General features: G+C 63.3%; 19 protein-coding genes and 4 tRNA genes. 7 read left to right on the plus strand and 16 right to left on the minus strand.

The window, feature by feature from the left end; genetic code table 11:
- Position 1: 1 nt before the first annotated feature.
- Positions 2-913, minus strand: a complete 912-nt coding sequence (gene osmF, locus ACRWQA_RS10870; protein WP_434227687.1) for a glycine betaine ABC transporter substrate-binding protein OsmF — start codon at positions 911-913, stop codon at positions 2-4.
- A 93-nt stretch (positions 914-1,006) separates the two neighbouring features.
- Between osmF and ACRWQA_RS10875 the strand changes: the two genes are divergently transcribed.
- Positions 1,007-1,999 carry a DUF1853 family protein gene (locus ACRWQA_RS10875; RefSeq protein WP_434227688.1) on the plus strand — a complete coding sequence of 331 codons (993 nt, stop codon included), beginning with the start codon at positions 1,007-1,009 and terminating at the stop codon, positions 1,997-1,999.
- Positions 2,000-2,051: 52 nt separating this feature from the next.
- On the opposite strand, the gene cysS is transcribed toward ACRWQA_RS10875, so the two are convergent.
- Positions 2,052-3,461, minus strand: a complete 1,410-nt coding sequence (cysS, locus tag ACRWQA_RS10880) for a cysteine--tRNA ligase (protein ID WP_434227690.1) — start codon at positions 3,459-3,461, stop codon at positions 2,052-2,054.
- A 1-nt stretch (position 3,462) separates the two neighbouring features.
- Positions 3,463-5,142: a glutamine--tRNA ligase/YqeY domain fusion protein gene (locus tag ACRWQA_RS10885; protein ID WP_434227692.1), complete on the minus strand. Its 1,680-nt coding sequence runs from the start codon at positions 5,140-5,142 to the stop codon at positions 3,463-3,465.
- 155 nt (positions 5,143-5,297) lie between these two features.
- Here ACRWQA_RS10885 and ACRWQA_RS10890 point away from each other — a divergent pair, with 155 nt between their 5' ends.
- Together ACRWQA_RS10890 and ACRWQA_RS10895 are read left to right on the plus strand one after the other, a co-directional pair.
- Positions 5,298-5,807 (plus strand): peptidylprolyl isomerase, encoded by a 510-nt coding sequence (locus tag ACRWQA_RS10890; protein ID WP_263583862.1) that lies wholly within the window; start codon positions 5,298-5,300, stop codon positions 5,805-5,807.
- 80 nt (positions 5,808-5,887) lie between these two features.
- Entirely contained in the window at positions 5,888-6,658 is a 771-nt protein-coding gene (locus ACRWQA_RS10895; protein ID WP_434227694.1) for a UDP-2,3-diacylglucosamine diphosphatase, read from the plus strand.
- A gap of 1 nt (position 6,659) precedes the next feature.
- On the opposite strand, the gene ACRWQA_RS10900 is transcribed toward ACRWQA_RS10895, so the two are convergent.
- From ACRWQA_RS10900 to ACRWQA_RS10950, 11 genes are all read right to left on the minus strand, one after another.
- The gene (locus ACRWQA_RS10900; RefSeq protein WP_434227696.1) at positions 6,660-7,715 is read right to left on the minus strand and encodes a CobW family GTP-binding protein; all 1,056 of its coding nucleotides are present in this window, start codon (positions 7,713-7,715) and stop codon (positions 6,660-6,662) included.
- A gap of 155 nt (positions 7,716-7,870) precedes the next feature.
- Positions 7,871-9,688, minus strand: a complete 1,818-nt coding sequence (locus ACRWQA_RS10905) for a SurA N-terminal domain-containing protein (RefSeq protein ID WP_434227697.1) — start codon at positions 9,686-9,688, stop codon at positions 7,871-7,873.
- A gap of 209 nt (positions 9,689-9,897) precedes the next feature.
- Complete coding sequence (locus ACRWQA_RS10910) at positions 9,898-10,170, minus strand: HU family DNA-binding protein (RefSeq protein WP_167109863.1); 273 nt, start codon at positions 10,168-10,170, stop codon at positions 9,898-9,900.
- A 177-nt stretch (positions 10,171-10,347) separates the two neighbouring features.
- The gene (gene lon / locus ACRWQA_RS10915; protein ID WP_263583858.1) at positions 10,348-12,750 is read right to left on the minus strand and encodes an endopeptidase La; all 2,403 of its coding nucleotides are present in this window, start codon (positions 12,748-12,750) and stop codon (positions 10,348-10,350) included.
- A gap of 152 nt (positions 12,751-12,902) precedes the next feature.
- Complete coding sequence (gene clpX / locus ACRWQA_RS10920) at positions 12,903-14,180, minus strand: ATP-dependent Clp protease ATP-binding subunit ClpX (protein ID WP_263583857.1); 1,278 nt, start codon at positions 14,178-14,180, stop codon at positions 12,903-12,905.
- 78 nt (positions 14,181-14,258) lie between these two features.
- Complete coding sequence (gene clpP / locus ACRWQA_RS10925; protein WP_263583856.1) at positions 14,259-14,879, minus strand: ATP-dependent Clp endopeptidase proteolytic subunit ClpP; 621 nt, start codon at positions 14,877-14,879, stop codon at positions 14,259-14,261.
- Between the two features lie 90 nt (positions 14,880-14,969).
- The gene (gene tig, locus ACRWQA_RS10930; protein ID WP_263583855.1) at positions 14,970-16,328 is read right to left on the minus strand and encodes a trigger factor; all 1,359 of its coding nucleotides are present in this window, start codon (positions 16,326-16,328) and stop codon (positions 14,970-14,972) included.
- Positions 16,329-16,625: 297 nt separating this feature from the next.
- A tRNA-His gene (locus tag ACRWQA_RS10935) sits at positions 16,626-16,700 on the minus strand.
- Positions 16,701-16,731: 31 nt separating this feature from the next.
- Positions 16,732-16,806, minus strand: a tRNA-His gene (locus ACRWQA_RS10940).
- Positions 16,807-16,866: 60 nt separating this feature from the next.
- Positions 16,867-16,943: transfer RNA gene (locus ACRWQA_RS10945), tRNA-Arg, on the minus strand.
- Between the two features lie 68 nt (positions 16,944-17,011).
- A tRNA-Pro gene (locus tag ACRWQA_RS10950) sits at positions 17,012-17,088 on the minus strand.
- 207 nt (positions 17,089-17,295) lie between these two features.
- Between ACRWQA_RS10950 and folD the strand changes: the two genes are divergently transcribed.
- The 3 genes from folD (at position 17,296) to mtnN (ending at position 19,514) form a co-directional block, all read left to right on the plus strand.
- Positions 17,296-18,174, plus strand: coding sequence for a bifunctional methylenetetrahydrofolate dehydrogenase/methenyltetrahydrofolate cyclohydrolase FolD (folD, locus tag ACRWQA_RS10955; RefSeq protein WP_434230911.1), 879 nt, complete (start codon positions 17,296-17,298; stop codon positions 18,172-18,174).
- 78 nt (positions 18,175-18,252) lie between these two features.
- Positions 18,253-18,723 carry an S-ribosylhomocysteine lyase gene (locus tag ACRWQA_RS10960; protein ID WP_434230913.1) on the plus strand — a complete coding sequence of 157 codons (471 nt, stop codon included), beginning with the start codon at positions 18,253-18,255 and terminating at the stop codon, positions 18,721-18,723.
- Between the two features lie 50 nt (positions 18,724-18,773).
- A complete protein-coding gene (gene mtnN / locus ACRWQA_RS10965) occupies positions 18,774-19,514 on the plus strand; it encodes a 5'-methylthioadenosine/S-adenosylhomocysteine nucleosidase (RefSeq protein WP_434230916.1) in 741 nt (246 codons plus the stop codon).
- 63 nt (positions 19,515-19,577) lie between these two features.
- Here the strand turns inward: mtnN and pyrC are convergent, their stop codons facing one another.
- A complete protein-coding gene (gene pyrC / locus ACRWQA_RS10970) occupies positions 19,578-20,615 on the minus strand; it encodes a dihydroorotase (protein ID WP_263583851.1) in 1,038 nt (345 codons plus the stop codon).
- A gap of 146 nt (positions 20,616-20,761) precedes the next feature.
- Between pyrC and ACRWQA_RS10975 the strand changes: the two genes are divergently transcribed.
- Complete coding sequence (locus ACRWQA_RS10975; protein WP_263583850.1) at positions 20,762-21,184, plus strand: hypothetical protein; 423 nt, start codon at positions 20,762-20,764, stop codon at positions 21,182-21,184.
- Between the two features lie 8 nt (positions 21,185-21,192).
- Here the strand turns inward: ACRWQA_RS10975 and ACRWQA_RS10980 are convergent, their stop codons facing one another.
- Entirely contained in the window at positions 21,193-22,437 is a 1,245-nt protein-coding gene (locus ACRWQA_RS10980) for an NAD(P)/FAD-dependent oxidoreductase (protein WP_434230919.1), read from the minus strand.
- Positions 22,438-22,474: the final 37 nt, after the last annotated feature.

Here is a 22,474-nt window from a genome sequence, read left to right on the forward strand (position 1 = left end):
GTCAGTCCTGTAGCCCGGCCAGATACTCCTCGGCGACCTGGCGCGGGTCGAGCCCCTCCACCGCCACCAGGCCATTGAGCTCCTGCAGCGTCTCGAGGTCGAGCGACTGGAACAGTGGCTCGAGCAGATCGGCGATCTCGGGGTGTGCATCGAGCACCTCCTGACGCACCACCGGTGCCGGCTGGTAGACCGGCTGCACGCCAAGCGTGTCTTCCAGCACCACCAGGTCCAGCGCATTGAGGCCGCCATCGGTGCCGTAGGTCATGGCGCCGTTCACACCGCTTGTCTGCTGGGCGGCCGCTCGCATGGTGGCGGCGGTGTTGCCACCGGACAGCACCAGCAACTGATCCGACGAGAGCTCGAAACCATAGGCTTGCTGGAAGGCCGGCAGCGCCTGTTCCGACTCGACGAATTCGGCGCTGGCAGCGAACTTGAACTCGCCACCCTCGTTGAGGTACTCGGCCAGGTCCTCGAGAGTCTCCAGGTCGTGCTCCCGGGCCAGGTCGCCGCGCACACTCATGGCCCAGGTATTGTTGGCTTGGGCCGGCGTCAGCCACGCCAGGCCATTCTCGGCATCCCGCTCGCGTACCGTCTCATAAGCCTGTTCGGCATCGTGCCAGACGTCGCTGTCGGTCATGTCGAAGAAGAAGGCACCGTTGCCGGTATATTCGGGATAGAGGTCGATCTCGCCGCTCATCAGCGCCTGGCGCACGATGCTCGTGGCCCCCAGTTGCAGCCGGTCCTCGGTCTCGATGCCGCCCTGCTGCAGGCGTTGAATGATCAACTGGCCCAGTACCGAGCCCTCGGTGTCGATCTTGGAAGAGACCGTTACCGCATCGTTGGCCTGCGCGCCACCGGTGAGCAGCAGTGAAGCGGCAGCCAGTGCCGCCAAGCCGGGCAAGGAGCGTTTCATATCACCACCATCCGTTGTGTATGTCAGTAGAGTATAAGGCGTGTACAGTTTGGCTGTCAGATCCCGATCTCAACGCGGAGCCCCACGCCCACCATGTCCGAGGACGATGCCGCCTTGCTCGCCCGATGTCATCATCCGCTGGTACGCGACCTGGCCTGGATCCTGCTGGCCCCTGATCTCATCGCCACGCCCTGGCCCGGACGCCCCACCTGCGCAACGCTCGGCCTGGGAGCGGAACATCGCCTGCACGGCTACCTCGACGAACTGGAGGCCAACCCCCATGCGCTGGAACGACGCGTGGGAAATACCCTCGATGGCCGCATGGGTCATTACCACGAGCGCCTGTGGCAGTACCTGCTCGATACTGCCCCGGGCACTCGCCTGCTGGCCAACAACCTGCGCATCCATCAAGGCAAGCGCACGCTGGGCGAACTCGACCTGCTCTATCGCCGCCTCGACGACCCGACGCCGGTACACCTCGAAGTGGCCATCAAGTTCTATCTGGGATTGCCGGAAGGCCCCGGAGCGGCCAATGACCAAGCGCGATGGATCGGCCCCGGCGGCGCCGACAGCCTGGCCACCAAGCGCGAGCATCTCGACCGCCACCAACTGCGCCTGACCGAGCGGGCCGAGACCCGCCTGACGATCCGTCTGCATACCCAGCCACGTGACATCGGCCCCACCCCCGAGGCCACCTTCCAGCGCCAGTTGGCAATACCGGGCGTACTCTTCTACCCTTGGCATTTGTCCATGACCGAGCCTTACGAGGCGGCACCCGGCCACCTGCGCGGCCATTGGCTGCATTGGCGCGACTGGCGGCGCCTGCGCGATGGCCTGACACGCCAGACCCGCGCAGCCTGGCTGGTAAAGCCCCACTGGCTGGCGTTGCCGCGAGACGAAGCGTTTCTGCCACTGCGTGACGTCGAGGCGCGCCTGGCTCAGCATTTTTCGCGCCCCGCCTCTCCGGTCCAGATAGCGCTGCTCGTGCCTGCTCAATCGGCTCTCCGTCGCCGTCGTCTCTTCGTCGTGGACGACAGTTGGCCATTGCAGGTACCACTGCCGCCCCGCCCACGTCCTCTCCCTTGAACAGAAACGAAAACGCCCGGCCGAGGCCGGGCGATGGTCGGTACAGGCGAACTTACTGCCCGGGCGATTCGAAGACCCAGCTCGTGCCCTCACGCGAATCCTTGAGCACGATGCCAAGAGCGGCGAGTTCATCGCGAATGGCATCGGCAGCGGCGAAGTCCTTGGCTTTCTTGGCCTCGCTCCGTTGGACAATGCGCGCCTCGATTTCCGCTTCGGACAGCGGCAGTGCTGCCTGGCCGCCCTTGAGAAAGGCCTGTGGGTTCTGGCCGAACAGTCCCAGCACGCCCCCCAGACGGCGCAATTCCCGCGCCAGAGCAGGCGCCCTCTCGGGCATCTCCTTCCTGGCCCGGTTGAGCTCGCGTGCAAGGTCGAACAGCACCGATAGCGCTTCGGCCGTATTGAAGTCGTCGTCCATGGCGACGGTGAAGCGTTCGGCGAAGCGGCCTTCGGCCTCACCTGGGCCAGACTCTTCCCCACTCTCCAGGTCCAGCCCTTCGAGAGCGGTATAGAAACGCTCCAGCGACTTGCGCGCCTCGGCCAGCGAATCCGGCGCGTAGTTGATCGGGCTGCGATAGTGGCTCGCCACCAGCAGGTAGCGCACCACCTCGGGGTCGTGGACCTCGAGCACCTCGCGAATGGTGAAGAAGTTGCCCAGCGACTTGGACATCTTCTCCTGGTTCACCCGCACCGCGCCGGCGTGCATCCAGGTATTCACGTAGGGCTTGCCGGTGGCCGCCTCGGACTGGGCGATCTCGTTCTCGTGGTGCGGGAACGTCAAATCCGGCCCGCCGCCGTGAATGTCGAAAGTATCACCCAGGCAGCAGGTGGACATCGCCGAGCACTCGATGTGCCAGCCGGGCCGCCCCTCGCCCCACGGCGAGGGCCAGCTCGCCTCGCCCGGCTTGGCCGCCTTCCACAGTACGAAGTCGAGCGGATCCTCCTTGTGCTCGTCGACCTCCACCCGGGCACCGGCGCGCATCTCGTCCGGGTTGCGGTTGTTGAGCTTGCCGTAGCCCTCGAACTTGCGCACCCGGTAGTAGACGTCGCCATTCGCCGCCGGGTAGGCATAGCCCTTGTCGATCAGGGTCTCGACCATGGCGATGATCTCGGCCACGTGACCGGTGGCACGCGGCTCATGGTCGGGACGCAGCACGCCGAGGCGCGCCTCGTCCTCGTGCATGGCGGCGATCATGCGCTCGGTCAGTGCGGCAATGCTCTCGCCGTTCTCCTCGGCGCGCTTGAGGATCTTGTCGTCGATGTCGGTGATGTTGCGCACGTAGGTGACGTCGAAGCCGCGCCAGCGCAGGTAGCGAGTCACCACGTCGAACGCCACCATCACCCGGGCATGACCCAGGTGGCAGTAGTCGTACACAGTCATGCCGCAGACGTACATGCGCACCCTGCCCGGCTCGATCGGGGTGAACGTTTCCTTGCGCCGCGTCAGCGTATTGTAGATCTGCATGTCAGCCCTTCTTCTGTATCTTTGCCCAACTGTCCTTCAACCCGACGGTGCGGTTGAATACCCGCTTGCCGTCGCGACAGGCGTGGCGGTCGGCACAGAAGTAGCCTACGCGTTCGAACTGGAAGCGCGACTCGGGCGCCGCATCGGCCAGGCTCGGCTCGCCCATGGCCTGGCAGACCTGCAGCGACTCGGGATTGAGGTGCTCGAGGAAGTCGGCATCCTTGTCCTTGTCCGGCTGCTCGACGAGGAACAGGTTGTCATAGAGACGTACTTCCATCGGCACCGCATGGGCTGCGCTGACCCAGTGGATCACGCCCTTGACCTTGCGCCCTTCGGGGTTCTTGCCCAGGGTGTCGAAGTCCACCGAGCAGCGCAGCTCCTCGATCTCGCCGGCGTCGTTCTTGACCACCTCGTCGCAGCGAATCACGTAGGAGTTGCGCAGGCGCACCTCCTGACCCGGCGCCAGGCGGAAGAACTTCTTCGGCGGCTCCTCCATGAAATCTTCCTGGTCGATGTAGAGCTCACGGGTGAACGGTACCCGGCGCATGGCCATGTCCTCGCGCGCAGGGTGGCCCGGCACATCAAAGACCTCTTCAAAATCTTCGGCCACGTTGGTCAGCAGCACCTTGAGCGGGTTGAGCACGCACATGGCTCGCGGGGCGTTGTCCTCGAGGTCGGAACGGATGGCGTGGTAGAGCATGGCAATGTCGACCAGGCCGCCATCGGCACGGGTGACCCCTATCATCTCGCAGAACTTGCGGATCGATGCCGGAGTGTAGCCGCGCCGGCGCATGCCGGAGATGGTCGGCATGCGCGGGTCGTCCCAGCCGTCGACGATGCCCTCGTCCACCAGCAGCTTGAGCTTGCGCTTGGAGGTCAGGGTGTAGTTCATGTTGAGCCGCGCGAATTCGATCTGGCGCGGCTTGGCCGGTACCGGCAAATTGTCGAGGAACCACTCATAGAGCGGCCGATGATCCTCGAACTCCAACGTGCAGATCGAGTGGGTCACGCCCTCGATGGCGTCCGACTGGCCGTGGGTGAAGTCGTACGAGGGATAGATCTTCCACTTGTCGCCGGTCTGGTGGTGGTGGGCATGGCGAATGCGGTAGAGGATCGGGTCGCGCAGGTTGATGTTGGGCGAGGCCATGTCGATCTTGGCCCGCAGCACCCGCTCGCCCTCGTTGAACTCGCCGGCACGCATGCGCTCGAGCAGGTCGAGGCTCTCCTCCGCGTCGCGGTCGCGCCACGGGCTCGGGCGACCCGGTTCGGTCAGGGTCCCGCGATACTCGCGAATCTCGTCGGGCGACAGATCGTCGACATAGGCCTTGCCTTCGCTAACAAGATGCTGCGCCCAGGCATAAAGCTGATCGAAGTAGTCGGAGGCATAGCGTACCGAGCCGGCCCACTCGAAACCGAGCCAACTGACATCCTCCTTGATGGCGTCGATGTAGGCCTGCTCCTCCTTGGCCGGGTTGGTATCGTCGAAGCGCAGGTGACAATCCCCACCGAACTGCTCGGCCAACCCGAAATTCAGACAGATCGACTTGGCGTGTCCCACGTGCAGGAAACCGTTGGGTTCCGGCGGGAAGCGGGTGACGACCTTGTCGGCACGGCCGGCCTCGATCTCGTCACGGATCTGGTTACGGATGAAATTCGGTGCACTGGCGTTTTCGGTGCTCATGTCGTTGCGGCAAACCTCTGGTTGGATCGCGAGTCTGGAGGAGCCTCGGGATATAGATGATCCGACGCGCTTCGCGCGTCGATGCAAAACCGCTATTATAACGCCACGCCCATGCATGGCGCCAAGGCGCGCTCCTTTTGGACAGGAAAACTTCGATGATCATTCTCGAGACCAGCTTCGGCGACATCACCGTCGCCCTGAATCACGAACAGGCGCCCAAGTCAGCGGCCAACTTCGAGCAGTATGTGCGCGACGGGCACTTCGACGGCACGCTCTTCCACCGCGTCATTCCCGGTTTCATGATCCAGGGCGGCGGCTTCGACCAGGATTTCAACCAGAAGCCCACCCGCGACCCGATCGAGAACGAGGCTGACAATGGCCTGAAGAACCTCACCGGCACCTTGGCCATGGCCAGGACCCAGGATCCCCACTCCGCCACCGCGCAGTTCTTCATCAACGTGGCCGACAACGATTTCCTCAACCACAGCGGCAAGTCGATCCAGGGCTGGGGTTACTGCGTCTTCGGTGAAGTGGTCGAGGGCATGGATGTGGTCGAGCGCATCACCGCCGTGGACACCACGCGTCGCGGCATGCATGCCGACGTTCCCGCTGAGGACGTCGTCATCAAGCGTGCCTACATCAAGGATGAAGCCGGCGACAGCTGATCTCGCCCAGCCGGCACGCCCGCCCTTGCGGGCGTGCCTCTCTCGCCCTTCCGTTCGACCCGAGCCTGCGAGATACGGCCATGACCACCACCCTGCTGATATCCGATCTGCACTTGCACCCCGACGCCCCCGCTGTCACCGAGGGCTTCCTCGACTGGCTCTCTCGGCGCGCCAGCGGCGCCGATGCGCTCTACATCCTGGGTGACTTCTTCGAGGCCTGGATCGGCGATGACCTGCTCGATCATGTCGAACAGGACCCCACCGGCAACGCTGCGCTGGCCATCCGTGTCGCCGGCGCGCTGCGCCAACTGGCCAATGACGGTACGGCCATCTACCTGATGCACGGCAACCGTGACTTCCTGCTCGGCCACCGTTTCGCCGCGGCGGCCGGTGCCAAACTGGTCACCGATCCCGCCGTGTTGCGTTTCGCCGACGAGCCGGTCCTGCTGATGCACGGCGACAGCCTGTGCACCCGCGACGAAGCCTACATGGCCTTTCGCAGCCAGGCACGCAACCCGGCCTGGCAGGAGCAGATACTCGCCATGCCGTTGGCCGAGCGCATCCAACTGGCCGCGACACTGCGCCAGCAGTCGGGAGATGCTACGTCCAACAAGGCCGAGGACATCATGGACGTCACGCCCGAAGAGGTCGTGCGCGTCATGCGTGACCATGGTGTCACGACACTGATACACGGGCATACTCACCGACCCGCCGTTCACGAACTCGAAGTCGACGAGCAACCCGCTCGTCGTATCGTGCTGGGCGACTGGCACCCGGCCCAGGGATGGGAAGTCGAGATCGGCCCCGACGGCGACCCGGTACTGCGACAGTTCGCGCTGCAGCCTCATTGACCTACCACTTCACCTCGCTCTTCTGACCCTGCAGACAGCACGCCTGCAGGGCAGCAAGAGTCTCTTCGGTCGGCGGCATGTGCTCCGCCTCCGCGATCAACTCGAGGCGTGAGTCCTTGCGCCAGGCACTGGTGGACACACTTGCCGCCCCATCCCCACGGTTGTACAGCTTCCAGCCGGCATCGGTGTGCAACACCCCCTTCACCCGCAGCTTGGGTGGCAGGCGGTCCAACACCCGAGTCAAGCAGTCGAGATCGAAGACATCCTCGGCGCTCCAGCGCCAGCTTTGGGTACGATAGCCAAGCGCCATGCCGCTCTCCTGCTGCGGCTTGCCTGGCTGCGGCACGGCCTCGTCGAAGCCATCCAGGACCACCACCTGCCGAGCCGCATCGCGAAGCGAGTCATGCCCGCCGCTGACCCTGCGCGCCGTCTCCGCTCGATGACGACCGCTCTCCAGCAGCAGTGAAAGCGGCAAATCGCCGTGGGAAACTTCGGCCACCCATTTCTTGGGCGGCCACAGTGCTTCGGTGTGATGCCGAGCGGCGACCAACTGCTCAGGTGTTGCCCGATCGCTCATGGTCAACGCCACGGCATCGGCCATGGCCAACTGGTCGTTGAACGTCTCATGCTCGCGAGCACGCGGGTCATCGAGCCTGCTGGGATCGAGCAGCACCACGATGTCGCGCAGTTGCAGGATGTCGGCAAAGGCTTCGCCTCGCAGTACATCGAGCAGACCGGCCGGATGACCGAGCCCGGACGGCTCGATGATGAGGCGGTCGGGCCGATGTCGATGAAGCAGGTTGACCAGGGTCGCCTGCAGCACGAAAGCGAGTTGGCAGCATAGGCAGCCTCCGGGCAATCCCTTCACGATCACATCATCGCGCGCCTCGAACATGGCCTGGTCGATTCCGACCTGGCCAAATTCATTGACCAGAACCACCCAGCGCTCCTCCTCCGGCTTCTGTTCGATCAAGCGACGGATCAGCGTGGTCTTGCCACTCCCGAGGAAGCCGGAGAACAAGTGAACGGGGATGGCTGCGAGAGGGGTCGTGCTCATGATGATTCCTGCTGAACATAACTGTTATAGAGTAACATACGCGACCCTCGCCACCAGCCGCTCGGCCTGTCGATTTTTCTCAGGTAGATAACGGTATAACGCCAGAGAAAGAAAAGAGGGGGCAAAGGCCCCCTCTTTCATGACCTGCAGAAGGGTCAGTAGCGCTCGATTTCGGCCGTCTCGCGCAGATGGTTTCTCAAGCCCTGGATCGAAGCCTGGGTACGCAACTGCTCCGCCATGCGCGCCACGAAGGCCTCGGTCTGCTCGTCGGGCTCACCCGCTTCGACGCTGTCCAGCGCGATCAAGGTAACCCGCTCATCGTCACCGACATGACCGAAGACAGCTTCCTCCCCTTCCGGACGGGGAAGCCTGAAGGCGGCCTGCAAAACGGCCCTAGGCACATTGTCCTGCTGACGTGTCGCCTGCTCGACCTGCCGCCAGTCGAGTTCGAGTTCCTCGCCGGCGCGCAGGCTCTCGACCCGCTGACGAGCCACTTCGAGCAGCGCCTCGCGCTGCTTGCGCTGTTCGACGGAAGCCGCCACACGCTCGCGCACTTCATCGAGCGGCAATACCGTGGCCTCTCGATGCTCGGCCACGCGCAGCACCATGCGGCGATCCTCATCCAGCTCGATGACTTCGCTATTGAACCCTTCGACCAGCACGTCTTCACTGAAGGCTTCGTTCATGACACCGGGTTCGGAAAGCACACCACTACCGCCCTCACGCGACACCCAGTCACTTTCATGCAATTCGAGCTCCTGGCTCTCTGCCACGCTCGCCAGATCATCGGCCGCAAAGCTCTCGTCGATAAGCGCCTGAACCCGACGGTTGAACTCGTCGGCCACTTGGTCGAGCGCAAGCTCACGCGCAAGATCATCGCGCACCTCCTCCAGGGGAGTCTGGTCCAGTCCCGTCACCTTGACCAAGTGCAAGCCGTTATCGGTCTCGACGATGCCGGACACCTGGCCCGGAGAGAGAGCGAAGGCCGCATCGTCGAAGGCATCGCCGAAGAAACCGCGGCTGATCACGCCCAGGTCGCCGCCCTGCTCGGACGTCGATGGGTCGTCGGAATACTCCAGGGCGAGTTCCTCGAACGACTCGCCCGCCGCCAACCGCTCGCGCACCTCTTCAAGACGCTCCTCCGCCTCGTCGCGGCTGCGCTCACCGTCGAACGTGACCATGATATGCGAGACGCGGCGGTCGGCATCCCGACCACGCTCCTCCCATGCCTGGCGGATGGCCTCTTCGCTCACGTCGATCTGCTCGGCCATTTCCTGGCGGTCGACGATCACGTACTCGAGGCGAACCTGTTCGGGACGCTGGTAGCGCTCACGATTCTCCTGGTAATAGGCTTCGAGATCCGCCTCGCTGACCTGTACGGGTTCGGCGAGATCCGCTGCCGTCAGGACGTGATAGCGGAAGCTACGCGTCTGACGCTGCAGCGCTGCCAACCTTTCGCGCTCGCTTTCGAGGACGAAATCGCTGACCGCCAGCCCCTGCTGGAGTTGCTGGCGCTTGAGGTCGACACGCAGTGCCGCCCGGAACGAGGCCGGCGTGAAGCCGGCACTGGCCAGACGATTACGAAACAGGTCGGTATCGAAGCGCCCGCGCTGGTCCTGGAACTCCGGCAACGTCACGATCACCTGATCGAGCTGCTCATCGGAGAGATAAAGCCCTCCGTCCTTGGCGAAAGCAAGCAACAGACGCTCGCCGATCATCTCGTCGAGCACCTGGCCACGCAGAGCCCGCTCCTGCTCCGGCGGCACCTGGCCGGAACGGATCGCACGCTGCACCTCCATTTCAAGTTCCTGGCGGGTGATGGTCTGGCCATTGACCTTGGCGACCTCGTCACCACTACCGCCGAACAGGCCCACCAGGGATTCGACCCCGAACAGCGCCATGGTCACTACCACGGCGGCCACGATGATCTTGGCGCCCCAGCTTCTGGAACGATCACGAATACTTTGCAGCATGCAGGCCTCGATTGCTGATTGTTGGCTGGCTGTGGCGCCACATTATACGGTGACGGGACGCTGCGGGCCATCGCGAAGCCCTGCGCGCCCCGATGAGGACGGAGCTACCAGAGCAAAAAAGAAGGCGCACCGCCGAAGCGATGCGCCTGATCGTTTGCTGCCGAGTTGCTTCGCCCGCGTTCGGACTTCGGCGCAAATAACCCGTTGACTCAGTTAACGGAGTCCTTGAGCGCCTTGCCAGCCTTGAAAGTCGGCACCTTGGCTGCACTGATCTGGATCGGCTGGCCTGTCTGCGGGTTGCGGCCGGTGCGGGCGGCACGCTCCTTCACCGAGAAAGTACCAAATCCGACGAGAGACACACTGTCGCCCTTCTTGAGACTTTCGGAGACGGTGTCGACCATGGCATCCAGTGCGCGAGACGCAGCGGCCTTAGGAATATCGGCAGACGCGGCGATGGCTTCGATCAGCTCGGATTTGTTCACACTTCACCCCTTGACTGTTTCAGAAAATGGCTCTAATCGGCGTGCCTTTCGCCCGGCAACTCGATCACAGCATGGCTGCCAGTTTATAGCAATGCTGTAAAAGAGGTGTCAAGCAACTGCGGCGCCAAACCGCGTCATACCCGGGTTTTTCTCCAAGGTATGACACAGCAATTATCGTTAATGCGTACTGATCATGCTGGAAGAAGAAGCCGAATCTTCCGTTCGTGATTCTTCCCCATCATTGTTGGTCCTTGCGGCAAGGGCCGACTCCAGCACTTCGTCGATCCAACGAACGGGCCGGACATCCAGCGCGTCCTTGATATTATCCGGCACCTCCTTGAGGTCCCGGCGGTTCTCTTCCGGAATGAGCACGATCTTTATACCACCGCGCCGTGCCGCCAGCAATTTCTCCTTTAGCCCGCCGATCGGCATCACCTCGCCCCGCAGGTTCACTTCGCCGGTCATGGCGAGATCGCAGCGAATCGGTCGGCCGGTATAAGCCGACACCATGGCGGTAACCATGGCGATACCTGCGCTGGGGCCGTCCTTGGGCGTGGCCCCCTCGGGCACGTGGATGTGCAAGTCCTCTTTCTCGAAGCGCTCCGGATCGATTCCCAGGGCCGTGGCACGGGCACGCACGACGGTATGAGCCGCACTGACGGACTCCTTCATCACGTCACCGAGCGAGCCCGTCTTGTTGATCCGCCCCTTGCCCGGGGTGACCACCGATTCGATGTTGAGCAGCTCGCCCCCCACCGATGTCCAGGCCAGTCCGGTCACACGCCCCACCTGGTCCTCCTTGTCGGCCAGGCCATAGCTATAGCGGCGCACGCCGGCATAGGTCTCGATATCAGCCGCGGAGAGCAGCGCGGGCGCCTGAGCCCCCTTGCCCTCGTACTCGAGCCGCTCGCGCAATACCTTGCGGCACACCTTGGCAATCTGCCTCTCGAGCTCACGAACCCCTGCCTCGCGGGTGAAGTAGCGGATCAACTCGAGCAGCGATTCGTCGGAGAACGCGAGCTCATCTTCCTTGAAACCGTTGGCTTTGAGCTGCTTGGGCACCAGGTAGCGCCGGGCAATGGCAAGCTTCTCGTCCTCGGTATAGCCGGGCAGGCGAATGACTTCCATGCGATCGAGCAAGGGTCCCGGGATGTTCATCGAATTAGCGGTACAGATGAACATGACCTCGGAGAGATCGTAATCGAGTTCGAGATAATGGTCGTTGAACTTGTCGTTCTGCTCCGGATCGAGCACCTCCAGCAGCGCCGAGGCGGGATCGCCGCGATGGTCCATGCCGATCTTGTCGACCTCGTCGAGCAGGAACAGCGGGTTCTTGACCTCGGCCTTGCTCATGCGCTGGATCAGCTTGCCGGGCAGCGAGCCGATGTAGGTACGGCGGTGCCCGCGAATCTCGGACTCGTCCCGCACGCCACCCAGCGCCAGTCGCACATACTTGCGATTGGTGGCGCGGGCAATCGACTGGCCGAGTGAGGTCTTGCCCACCCCTGGCGGCCCCACCAGGCACAGCACGGGGCCCTTGAGCTTCTTCACCCGCTTCTGCACGGCGAGGTATTCGAGGATGCGCTCCTTGACCTCGTCCAGCCCGTAGTGATCTTCGTCCAGCACCTTGTGGGCATGCACCAGGTCGTGCTTGACCCGCGTGCGCTTCTTCCACGGCACCGAGACCAGCCAGTCCAGGTAGGAGCGTACCACCGTGGCTTCGGCGGAACTGGGGGACATCATCTTGAGCTTGCCCAGCTCCTGGACGGCCTTGTCACGCGCCTCCTTGGGCATGCCCGACTCCTCGATCGCCTGCTCATACTTCTCGGCTTCGTTGGGCACGTTCTCGAGCTCGCCCATCTCCTTCTGGATGGCTTTCATCTGCTCGTTGAGATAGTACTCGCGCTGGGACTTCTCCATTTGGTCCTTGACCCGGGAGCGGATGCGCTTTTCCACCTGAAGCAGGTCGATCTCCGACTCGATCAGCGCCATCAAGTGCTCGATACGTTCGCGCACGCGGTCCATTTCCAGCAGTTGCTGCTTGTCCTGGATCTTGAGCGAGAGATGAGCGCAGATGGTGTCGACCAGGCGGCTCGGGTCCTCGATTCCGGAGAGCGAATTGAGTACCTCGTTGGGCACCTTCTTGGAGAGCTTGACGTATTGCTCGAACTGATTGAGCAGCACTCGGACCAGCGCCTCCTGCTCACGCTCGCTCAAGGGCTCGCTGTCGCGCAGCACGGCCTCGGCCATGCTGTGGCCGTCGGTATGATGGACTTCTCGCAGATCGGCGCGGGACACTCCCTCAATCAATACTTTGACGGTACCGTCGGGCAGCTTGAGCAGCTGCATGATCTCGGCCACGGTGCCGATGGTGAAGAGATCGTCGGTGCCGGGGTCGTCCTGCCCGGCCTCACGCTGGGCAACAAGCAGCACGCGCTTGTCGGCTGCCATCGCGGCATCGAGCGCCTGGATCGACTTCTCGCGCCCGACGAACAGGGGGATCACCATCTGCGGGTAGACGACCACGTCGCGCAGAGGGAGTAGGGGCAGACTCAAGGTCTGAACGGCGTTCTGCTGCATCGCAGACGTTCCTCAAACAGAAATCGGTGGATACAGGAGGGGATGGGGGCGCGGCCCCCCCATTGCAAGGGGCAAGCACTGGCAAACACGGAAAGGGGCCGCCCGAGCGACCCCTTTCCGAGATGGGCAGGACAGCGGATAGCCGCCTCGCCTCAGCCGTCCGTACCGTCGACCCGCTGGTCCTGCTGCGAATAGATCAGCAGTGGCTCGCTCTCGCCCGCAATGACCGAGGCATCGATAACCACCTTGGAGACCCCCTCCATGGAAGGAATTTCATACATGGTGTCGAGCAGCACCGACTCGAGGATCGAGCGTAGCCCACGAGCGCCGGTCTTGCGCGCCATGGCCTTCTTCGCCACGGCACGCAGGGCGTCTTCACGGAACTCCAGCTCGACACCCTCCATGTCGAAGAGGCGAGCGTACTGCTTGACCAGGGAATTCTTGGGCTCGGTAAGAATCTGGATCAGCGCATCCTCGCTGAGCTCGGTGAGCGTGGCAATGACCGGCAGGCGGCCGACGAACTCGGGTATCAGGCCGAACTTGACCAGATCCTCCGGTTCGACTTCGGCAAGCAGGTCTCCCACGCCCTTGGTCTCATCCTTGCTCTTCACTTCGGCACTGAAGCCGATGCCACCCTTCTCGGCGCGGTCCCGTATGACCTTGTCGAGACCGGCAAAGGCGCCGCCGACGATGAACAGGATGTTGCCGGTGTCCACCTGCAGGAACTCCTGCTGCGGATGCTTGCGCCCGCCCTGCGGCGGCACGGAGGCCGTAGTGCCCTCTATCAGCTTGAGCAGCGCCTGCTGCACCCCCTCACCCGAGACGTCACGGGTGATGGAGGGGTTGTCCGACTTGCGCGAGATCTTGTCGATCTCGTCGATGTAAACGATGCCACGCTGGGCCTTCTCCACATCGTAGTCGCACTTCTGCAGCAGCTTCTGGATGATGTTCTCGACATCCTCGCCGACATAGCCCGCCTCGGTAAGCGTGGTGGCATCGGCGATGGTGAAGGGAACGTTGAGCAGTCGCGCCATGGTCTCGGCCAGCAGGGTCTTGCCGCTGCCGGTGGGACCGATCAGCAGGATATTGGACTTGCCGAGTTCCACATCATCGCCCTTGATGCCGGCGCGAAGACGCTTGTAGTGGTTGTAGACGGCCACGGACAGCACCGTCTTGGCGCGGTCCTGACCGATGACGTACTCGTCCAGGGTGCGACGAATCTCGCGGGGAACGGGCAGACGCTCCTCATCGCTCTCGGCATCGGCATCGAGAACTTCCTCGCGAATGATGTCGTTGCACAGGTCGACACACTCGTCGCAGATATAGACGGACGGGCCTGCAATCAGCTTGCGCACCTCGTTCTGATTCTTGCCACAGAACGAGCAGTAAAGCAGCTTGCCGCCTTCGTCCTTGCCTTTGCCGTCGGCCATTCGCGTACCTCTGTCACTTAGGCGGCCGGGCCGGCCGCCGCTAATCACGTAGTTGAAGCGTGCCTGATTTTCACGCTATCAGGATGTGGGCCGCTTATCCAGTACGGCGTCGATCAAGCCGTACTCCACCGCCTGCGTACCGCTCATGAAGTTGTCGCGGTCGGTATCCCGGGCGATGGTTTCGATATCCTGCCCGGTGTGGTGAGCCAGGATACGGTTCAGCTTGTCACGGATCCCCAGTATCTCACGAGTATGGATCTCGATATCTGCCGCCTGTCCCTGATAGCCGCCCAACGGCTGATGGATCATCATCCGCGAGTGGGGCAGCGAGTAACGCTTGCCTGCGGCGCCCCCTGCCAGCAGCAGCGCTCCCATGCTGGCTGCCTGACCAATACACACCGTGGAGACATCGGGCTTGATGAACTGCATGGTGTCGTAGATGGCCATACCCGCGGTCACGGCACCGCCGGGTGAGTTGATGTAGAGGTGGATGTCCTTGTCCGGGTTTTCGGACTCGAGGAACAGCAGCTGCGCCACGATCAGGTTGGCCATATGGTCTTCCACCGGCCCCACCAGGAAAATCACACGTTCCTTCAGCAGCCTGGAGTAGATGTCATAGGCCCGCTCGCCGCGTGCGCTCTGCTCTACCACCATCGGCACCAGGCCGCCGGCGTTTCGGGTCTCGAACTCGTTGCTCATCAGTGTGATGTCCTTGCATCCGATGAATGGAAGCGCCCATACCCGCCGGTCGCCGCTTGACGACCGGCAGGCATCAGGTCAGCCGGCGAATCAGCCGTTGGCCTGTTCCTCGCCTTCTTCGGCTTCGCCCTCTGCGGCCTGCTCACCCTGCTGGGCAGCGGCAAGCGCCTGCTGATAGCTCATCGCCACGTCCTTGACGGTGGCCTGATCCAACAGCTTGTCGACGGCCTTCTCTTCGAGAATAGCCGACTTGACCTGGGTCTTGAGTTGATCGTTGCTCATGTAGTAGTCAACGACTTGCTGCGGCTCCTGGTACTGCTCGGCCAGCTCCTCGACCTTGGCGCGAATCTCGTCGTCGGTGGCATCGAGCTCGCCCGCCTTGATCACTTCGGCCAGCAGCAGACCGACCTGCACGCGACTCCTGGCCTGCTCGGCGAACAGCTCATTGGGCAACTGGGAAACGTCGAAGTCCTCGCCCAGGCCGAACTGCTGGGCCGCCTGGCGCTTGAGGGCATCGGTTTCCTGCTGTACGAGGGACTGGGGCACCGGAACGTCGTTGGCCTTCTTCAGCGCCTCGAGGACTTGCTGCTTGACCCGGTTGTCGACGGCCTGCTTGGCCTCGCGCGCCATGTTCTTCTTCACTTCAGCACGGAATTTCTCGATGTCGCCGTCTTCCACGCCAAAGCGCTTGATGAACTCCTCGTCGACTTCCGGCAGGGCCTGAGCCTTCACCGCATGCAGTTTGACCTTGAAGGTTGCCTCCTGGCCGGCCAGGTGTTCGGCCTGGTAGTCCTCGGGGAAGGTAACCTTGATCTCCTTCTCCTCACCCGCCTTGGCGCCGACGAGCTGCTCCTCGAAGCCGGGAATGAAGTTGCCCGAGCCCAGCACCAGTTCGTGCCCTTCGGCGCTGCCGCCATCGAACGGCTCGTCACCGAGGAAGCCCTGGAAGTCGATCTTGACCTGATCACCTTCTGCAGCAGCGCGGTCGACCTCTTCCCAGGAAGCATTCTGCTTGCGCAGAGTCTCGACCATTTCCTCCAGATCGGCGTCGCTGACTTCGACGACCGGGCGTTCCACCTCGGCGCCTTCGATCGAGGAGAGCTCGATTTCCGGGTAGACTTCGAGGGAAGCCACGAACTCGAGATCCTGACCCTCCTCGTCGACCTTGGGCTCGATGCTCGGGAAGCCGGCCGGGTTGAGGTTCTGCTCGGTGATAGCGCGCACGTAGCGCTCACGCATCAGCTCGCCCACGACCTCGTCACGCACGCCGCGGCCATAACGCTGGCGCACCACGGACATGGGTACCCGGCCCTTGCGGAAACCGTTGAGGCGAATGTTCTTCGCCGTGTCCTTGAGGCGGGCTTCGACGGCCTCGTCGACCTCGGCGGCCGGCACTTGGAACGTGACACGGCGCTCGATCTGGGAGGTCGTTTCGACGGAAACTTGCATGAATGGTCCTCTACCGACTGGGGGCGTTCTTGAAAAGCGCGGAATGAAAAAAGAGATTCTAAGAATCCCGCCCTACGCTGGCAAGCGTTACGCCCATAGGATGGGGGCGATTGGGCATTTTACAAGGCCACTTGGTGCTGCCTGCATGATGCGCCGTCAACCTGGATGACTCAGGAGCACGGCCTCACAAACGAACGCCATCCGGACGAGAGGACTCGTTCGGAAAGCAGGGAATGCTGAGGAAACGGGACAATCCGCGGAGACAGCGCGCAGACACAGCGCAAGAACTGGTTGCAATGGGGTGGATGATGGGGATCGAACCCACGACCACCGGAGCCACAATCCGGGGCTCTACCACTGAGCTACATCCACCATTGCAAACAGGTACCACCAAGACATCGATTGGGGTGGATGATGGGGATCGAACCCACGACCACCGGAGCCACAATCCGGGGCTCTACCACTGAGCTACATCCACCATATCGACTCGACACTGCTCGAACCAAGGTCCTTCTACCCACCAGGCCTTACGCCAGACTGGCACGCCCAGCAGGACTCGAACCTGCAACCTACGGCTTAGAAGGCCGTTGCTCTATCCGGTTGAGCTATGGGCGCATTCTACGTTCCATGGCGTCTGACCGCAACCTTGCGCACGCTATTTTCATAGCATAAACAAAAGGTTGTGGTCGGGGTGGAGGGATTCGAACCCCCGACATCCTGCTCCCAAAGCAGGCGCGCTACCAGACTGCGCTACACCCCGCCGGCCTTCGCACGGCCCCGGCGCCCAAACGGGCCTCGCCGAGCGCTGCGTATTCTACGCGAGAATCGACCGTGGTCAATAGCTTCCTGACACGGCGAGGCTTTTGCGCTTTGCCTCGCGGGCGCGTCATGCGAAAATCGGCACCCTTCGGAATCCGCAGCCGGCCTCACGAGTGCCGCTCACAGCATACACCATGGGGGAGACACGATGACCGCCCAACTCATCGATGGCAGGGCCATTGCCGCGCAGGTCCGCGAACAGGTTGCACGCCAGGTGGAGCTGCGTCGCACCGAGGGCAAGCGCACCCCCGGCCTCGCCGTCGTCCTGGTGGGCGAGGATCCTGCTTCCCATGTCTACGTCAGCCACAAGCACCGCGCCTGCGAACAGGCGGGCATCCTCTCCTTCCGGCACGCGCTGCCGAGCGACACCAGCCAGCAGACACTCGAACGGCTGATCGACGAACTCAATGCCGATCCTCGTATCGATGGGATCCTGCTGCAATTGCCACTGCCGGCCCACCTGGATTCACGTCCGCTCCTCGAGCGAATCCTGCCGCACAAGGACGTGGACGGTTTTCACCCCTACAACCTGGGCCGGCTGGCCCAGCGCCTGCCGGTGCTACGCCCGTGCACGCCCAAGGGCATCATGACCCTGCTGCAAGCCAGTGGCCTGAAGGTCCGTGGCCTGGACGCCACGATAGTCGGCGCTTCCAACATCGTCGGCCGCCCCATGGCCATGGAACTGATGCTGGCGGGTTGCACCACCACCGTCTGCCATCGTTTCACGCGCGATCTGGAGGCGCACGTGCGACGCGCCGAGCTGCTGGTGGTGGCAGTGGGCAAGCCGGGGCTGGTCAAGGGAAAGTGGGTACGTGACGGCGCCATCGTGATCGACGTGGGCATCAACCGTGAAGAGGACGGCCGCCTGGTCGGCGACGTGGAGTTCGGCCCGGCCGCCGAGCGGGCCGGCTGGATCACGCCGGTACCGGGTGGTGTCGGGCCGATGACCGTCGCCTCACTGCTGGAGAACACCCTCTATGCCGCCGAACGTCACGACGCCATGGAGCAGGAGGTTTCTCTGCTCTGAACCGTGGCCTGACATCGACGCGCCACTCGGCTAGAATGCGCGCCTCCTTCTTCACCATCCCCTGCCGCGAGACCGCTCATGAGCGACAAGATGAACGTCGAAAGCTTCAACCTTGATCACACCAAGGTGAAGGCACCCTACGTACGCCTGGCCGACATCAAGACCGGGCTCAACGGCGACCGCATTCACAAGTACGACATGCGCATCTGCCAACCCAACCAGGCGCACATGGAGATGCCGGCACTGCACTCCCTGGAGCATCTGCTGGCCGAACTCTCGCGCAACCATTCCGACCGTATCGTCGATATCAGCCCCATGGGCTGCCAGACCGGTTTTTACGTAGCCTTGATCAATCACGACGACTACGACGACGTGCTGAACCTGCTGCAGAAGACACTGGAAGACGTGCTGGAAGCCAACGAAGTGCCGGCCTGCAACGAGGTCCAGTGCGGCTGGGCGGCCAGCCACAGCCTGGAAGGGGCCAAACGGATCGCCCGCGACTTCCTGGCCAAGCGCGACGAGTGGACGCAAGTCTTCGCCGGCGCCTGAACCGTACGCACGGCGGCCTAGCGTCGCCCAATCGGAGCAAGTAACACAAGATGAAACGCATCGGCATCATCGGCGCCATGGCCCAGGAAGTAGAACATCTCGCCTCTCTGCTGGAAGACCGCCGCACTCGAACCCACGTAGGCTGCACCTTCCACCACGGCAAGATGCACGGGGTCGACGTGGTGATCCTGCAGTCGGGGATCGGCAAGGTGAACGCCGCCATCGGCACCACATTGCTGCTCGATGTCTACCACCCTGAAGCGATCATCAACACCGGCTCGGCCGGTGGCTTCGGCGAGGGGCTAGAGATCGGTGACGTGGTGGTCTCGAGCGAAGTACGCCACCACGACGTGGATGCCGTGGTGTTCGGCTACGAACATGGCCAGGTGCCGCAGATGCCTGCCGCCTACCTCCCCGATGAACGCCTGGTCACCCTTGCCCGGGAGTGCGTCGAGGCATTGGGCGAAGTCAAAGTGGTGGAGGGGTTGATCGCCACCGGTGATGTCTTCATGGCCTGCCCGGAGCTGGTCACGAAGACCCGGTCGCGCTTCCCGACCATGCTGGCGGCCGAAATGGAAGCCGCCGCCATCGCCCAGACCTGCCACCTCTACGGCTGCCCATTCGTGGTTATCCGCTCGCTGTCCGACATTGCAGGCGGCGGCGACAACCACCTCTCTTTCGAACAGTTCCTCGAACAGGCTGCCGTCCACTCGGCACGCATGGTCGAGGCCATGATCGTGCGACTCGCCGAAGCCGCCCCCCAAGTCAAGGCTGAACTCGCTGCTGACTGACCCCCTCGCTTCATAATGACAACGGCCACCTTCTCGGCGGCCGTTGTCTTTAAGCCAAACGACTTAGTCGCGCAGCTTCCACCCCAGGGTTTCACCCGCTTTCAGAGGCACGATTCGCTGCCCCTCGGCGTAGGGCAGCGATGCCGGCAGCGTCCACTCCTCGCGCACCAGGGTGATGGTGTCGCCATTGCGCGGCAGGCCGTAGAAGTCTGGGCCGAAGTGGCTGGCAAAGCCCTCGAGGCGCTCCAATGCGCCAACCTGCTCGAAGGCCGTGGCATAGAGTTCGATCGCCGCCGGTGCCGTGTAGGCTCCGGCACATCCGCAGGCCGACTCCTTGTCGCCCTGGGCATGAGGAGCGCTGTCGGTGCCCAGGAAAAACTTGCCGCTTCCCGAGGTGGCGGCCGCCAGCAGTGCCTCGCGGTGGCGTTCACGCTTGAGAATCGGCAGGCAGTAGTAATGGGGGCGAATGCCGCCAACCAGCATATGGTTGCGGTTGAACAGCAGGTGGTGCGCGGTAATGGTCGCCGCCACGTTGGCCGGAGCCTGGGCGACGAACTCGGCCGCATCGGCGGTGGTGATATGTTCGAACACCACCTTGAGGCTCGGGTGGCGCTCGAGCAGCGGCTTCATCACGCGCTCGATGAACACGGCTTCGCGATCGAAGATGTCGATCTCGGCATCGGTGACTTCACCATGAACCAGCAGCGGCAGGCCCAGGCGCGCCATGGCGGCAACCGCTGCCTCGCAGTGCGCCAGGTCGGTGACGCCGGAGTCGGAGTTGGTGGTCGCCCCGGCCGGATAGAGCTTCACCGCGTGAACCAGGCCGCTGGCTACGGCGCGCTCGATCTCCTCGGCGGGCGTATTGTCGGTGAGATAAAGCGTCATCAGTGGCTCGAAGGCCGATCCCTCGGGGCGCGCCGCCAGGATCCGCTCGCGATAGCTGAGGGCCTGCTCGGTGGTGGTGACCGGTGGCTTGAGATTGGGCATGACGATCGCCCGCCCCATCTGCCGGGCGGTCGCGGGCACCACGGCCTCGAGCACCTCTCCGTCGCGCAGGTGAAGATGCCAGTCGTCGGGGCGGGTCAGGGTGATAGCAGTCACGGCATGTCCTGTCGTTCAGCATGAATGTCGAGACCGGATTATAACGGGGGGATGAGGGGTAACGTCGAGAAAGTTGCCCCAGCGGCAGCAACAGAGGCCGATTTGCCGTATCATCGACGCCGATTTTGCCGTGAGAGACGCTGCCAATGCCCCGGGTTCGCCACTACGCCGATATTGTCGCCATCCTGGCCGGACTGATGTGGATCGTCTTCTTCTGGTCGATCAGCGTCTCGGCCAGGATGGACAGTGTCGAACCCACCCTGGCCACCATGCTGGCGCTGGGCGCCATGATTTTGGTCAGTTTCATGCATCGTCCGTTTCGCGTTCACCTCAGCCGCTACCACGTACGCAAGCGTCGCACCGAGATGTGGATGCATATCCTGGCCCTGCCCATGGCGCTGGCCCTGGTGCTCGGTGTACTCATCGAAACCCTGCTCGCCCCCATGAGCGGGCAACAGAAGATGCTGCTGTTCAACGTGCTCGCCACCGCCGGCTGGGTGGTCTATGTGATGACCCTGGTGTTCAAGTTCTTCCACCACCAGTGGCGCCAGCGCCGCAGCCGACCCTGATCCGGGAATCAGAAGCGATCCGCTCGAAACGGCGCCATGTCCACCGCCGTCGGCTCCCCTTCCATCATCTCCGCCATCAGCCGCCCCGTCACCGGCCCCATGGTAAAGCCTTGATGACCGTGGCCGAAAGCGAGCCATAACCCTTTGTGCCGTGGCGCCGGTCCAATCACCGGCTTCATGTCCGGCAGGCAAGGACGCGCCCCCTTCCAGGGTTCCGCTTCCAGGCGCTCGCCCAATGCCGGGTAGAGTTCGCGCGCCTTGCGCTCGGCGGCATTCAATTGGCCCTGGGAGGGAGGCGCATCGAGACGGGCAAGTTCGGCACCCGTGGTCAGGCGAATGCCGGCGCGCATCGGGGCCAGGATATAGCCGACATCGGCATCGGCGATCCAGTGGCGCAAGCGTTGCCCCTCCGCAGCGCCATAGTGCATGTGATAGCCACGCTTGACGAAGGCCGGCAGACGGTAGCCGAGCCCTTTGAGCCATTCCCCCGCCCAGGGCCCCAATGCCACCACCATCTCCTGAGCATCGAGCCTGCCCGCATCGGTATCGATTCGCCAGCCTTCCCCGTCCTGGCTCATGTGGTGGACGCCTGCTTGCAGCAGCTCGCCCCCCTGCTGCTGGAAACTGGCGGCGTAGGCCGCGACCAGAGCGCCGGGGTCGGCCACGCTCCATGAGTTGGTCCAATGAATCGCACCGGCCAGATCTGCCCCGAGATGGGGCTCCCGGTTCGCCAACCCCTTGTCGTCGAGCAGGTCGTGAGTCACCCCGAAGCGCCTGGCGGCATCCTCGGCCTCGTGCTGCCGGCGCGCGAGTTCGGCCTGGCTGCGATGCACTTCCAGCCAGCCCTCCTTGCCAATCAGTTCGGCCGCTCCAGCCGCCTCGATCATGGGCTCATGCTCTTGAGTCGAGAGCATGATCAACGAGGCATACTCGGCAATGATCTGCTCATAGTAGCGCGGCGCCGAATGGCGCCAATAGCCGAACAGCGGCCCGGCGAACTGCAGCATGCCGCTCAACCGGTAGCGCACGTCCACTCGGCGGTTGGGCAACGCGCTCAACAACTTGCCGAACTCGCGGGGAAACGTATAGGGTCGCACCGCCTCGCGCTGAATCAGCCCACCGTTGCCGTAGGAGGTCTCCTGTCCGGGCGGTCGCCGATCCACCAGCAGCACCGAGCGGCCGCGCCGGGCCAGGTGCCAGGCGATGGAGACGCCGACCATGCCGGCACCCAGAACGACGGTTTGACGAGACATGCCACTCCTCCGGTTGGCCAGGTCTTCCGGCACATTA

It is taken from the genome of Billgrantia sp. C5P2, assembly GCF_051062895.2.

Coding starts and splice junctions, on each gene's coding strand:
- osmF (WP_434227687.1), bottom strand. CDS start 913: ATGAAACGCTCCTTGCCCGGCTTGGCGGCACTGGCTGCCGCTTCACTG.
- ACRWQA_RS10875 (WP_434227688.1), top strand. CDS start 1,007: ATGTCCGAGGACGATGCCGCCTTGCTCGCCCGATGTCATCATCCGCTG.
- cysS (WP_434227690.1), bottom strand. CDS start 3,461: ATGCAGATCTACAATACGCTGACGCGGCGCAAGGAAACGTTCACCCCG.
- ACRWQA_RS10885 (WP_434227692.1), bottom strand. CDS start 5,142: ATGAGCACCGAAAACGCCAGTGCACCGAATTTCATCCGTAACCAGATC.
- ACRWQA_RS10890 (WP_263583862.1), top strand. CDS start 5,298: ATGATCATTCTCGAGACCAGCTTCGGCGACATCACCGTCGCCCTGAAT.
- ACRWQA_RS10895 (WP_434227694.1), top strand. CDS start 5,888: ATGACCACCACCCTGCTGATATCCGATCTGCACTTGCACCCCGACGCC.
- ACRWQA_RS10900 (WP_434227696.1), bottom strand. CDS start 7,715: ATGAGCACGACCCCTCTCGCAGCCATCCCCGTTCACTTGTTCTCCGGC.
- ACRWQA_RS10905 (WP_434227697.1), bottom strand. CDS start 9,688: ATGCTGCAAAGTATTCGTGATCGTTCCAGAAGCTGGGGCGCCAAGATC.
- lon (WP_263583858.1), bottom strand. CDS start 12,750: ATGCAGCAGAACGCCGTTCAGACCTTGAGTCTGCCCCTACTCCCTCTG.
- clpX (WP_263583857.1), bottom strand. CDS start 14,180: ATGGCCGACGGCAAAGGCAAGGACGAAGGCGGCAAGCTGCTTTACTGC.
- clpP (WP_263583856.1), bottom strand. CDS start 14,879: ATGAGCAACGAGTTCGAGACCCGAAACGCCGGCGGCCTGGTGCCGATG.
- tig (WP_263583855.1), bottom strand. CDS start 16,328: ATGCAAGTTTCCGTCGAAACGACCTCCCAGATCGAGCGCCGTGTCACG.
- folD (WP_434230911.1), top strand. CDS start 17,296: ATGACCGCCCAACTCATCGATGGCAGGGCCATTGCCGCGCAGGTCCGC.
- ACRWQA_RS10960 (WP_434230913.1), top strand. CDS start 18,253: ATGAGCGACAAGATGAACGTCGAAAGCTTCAACCTTGATCACACCAAG.
- mtnN (WP_434230916.1), top strand. CDS start 18,774: ATGAAACGCATCGGCATCATCGGCGCCATGGCCCAGGAAGTAGAACAT.
- ACRWQA_RS10975 (WP_263583850.1), top strand. CDS start 20,762: ATGCCCCGGGTTCGCCACTACGCCGATATTGTCGCCATCCTGGCCGGA.
- ACRWQA_RS10980 (WP_434230919.1), bottom strand. CDS start 22,437: ATGTCTCGTCAAACCGTCGTTCTGGGTGCCGGCATGGTCGGCGTCTCC.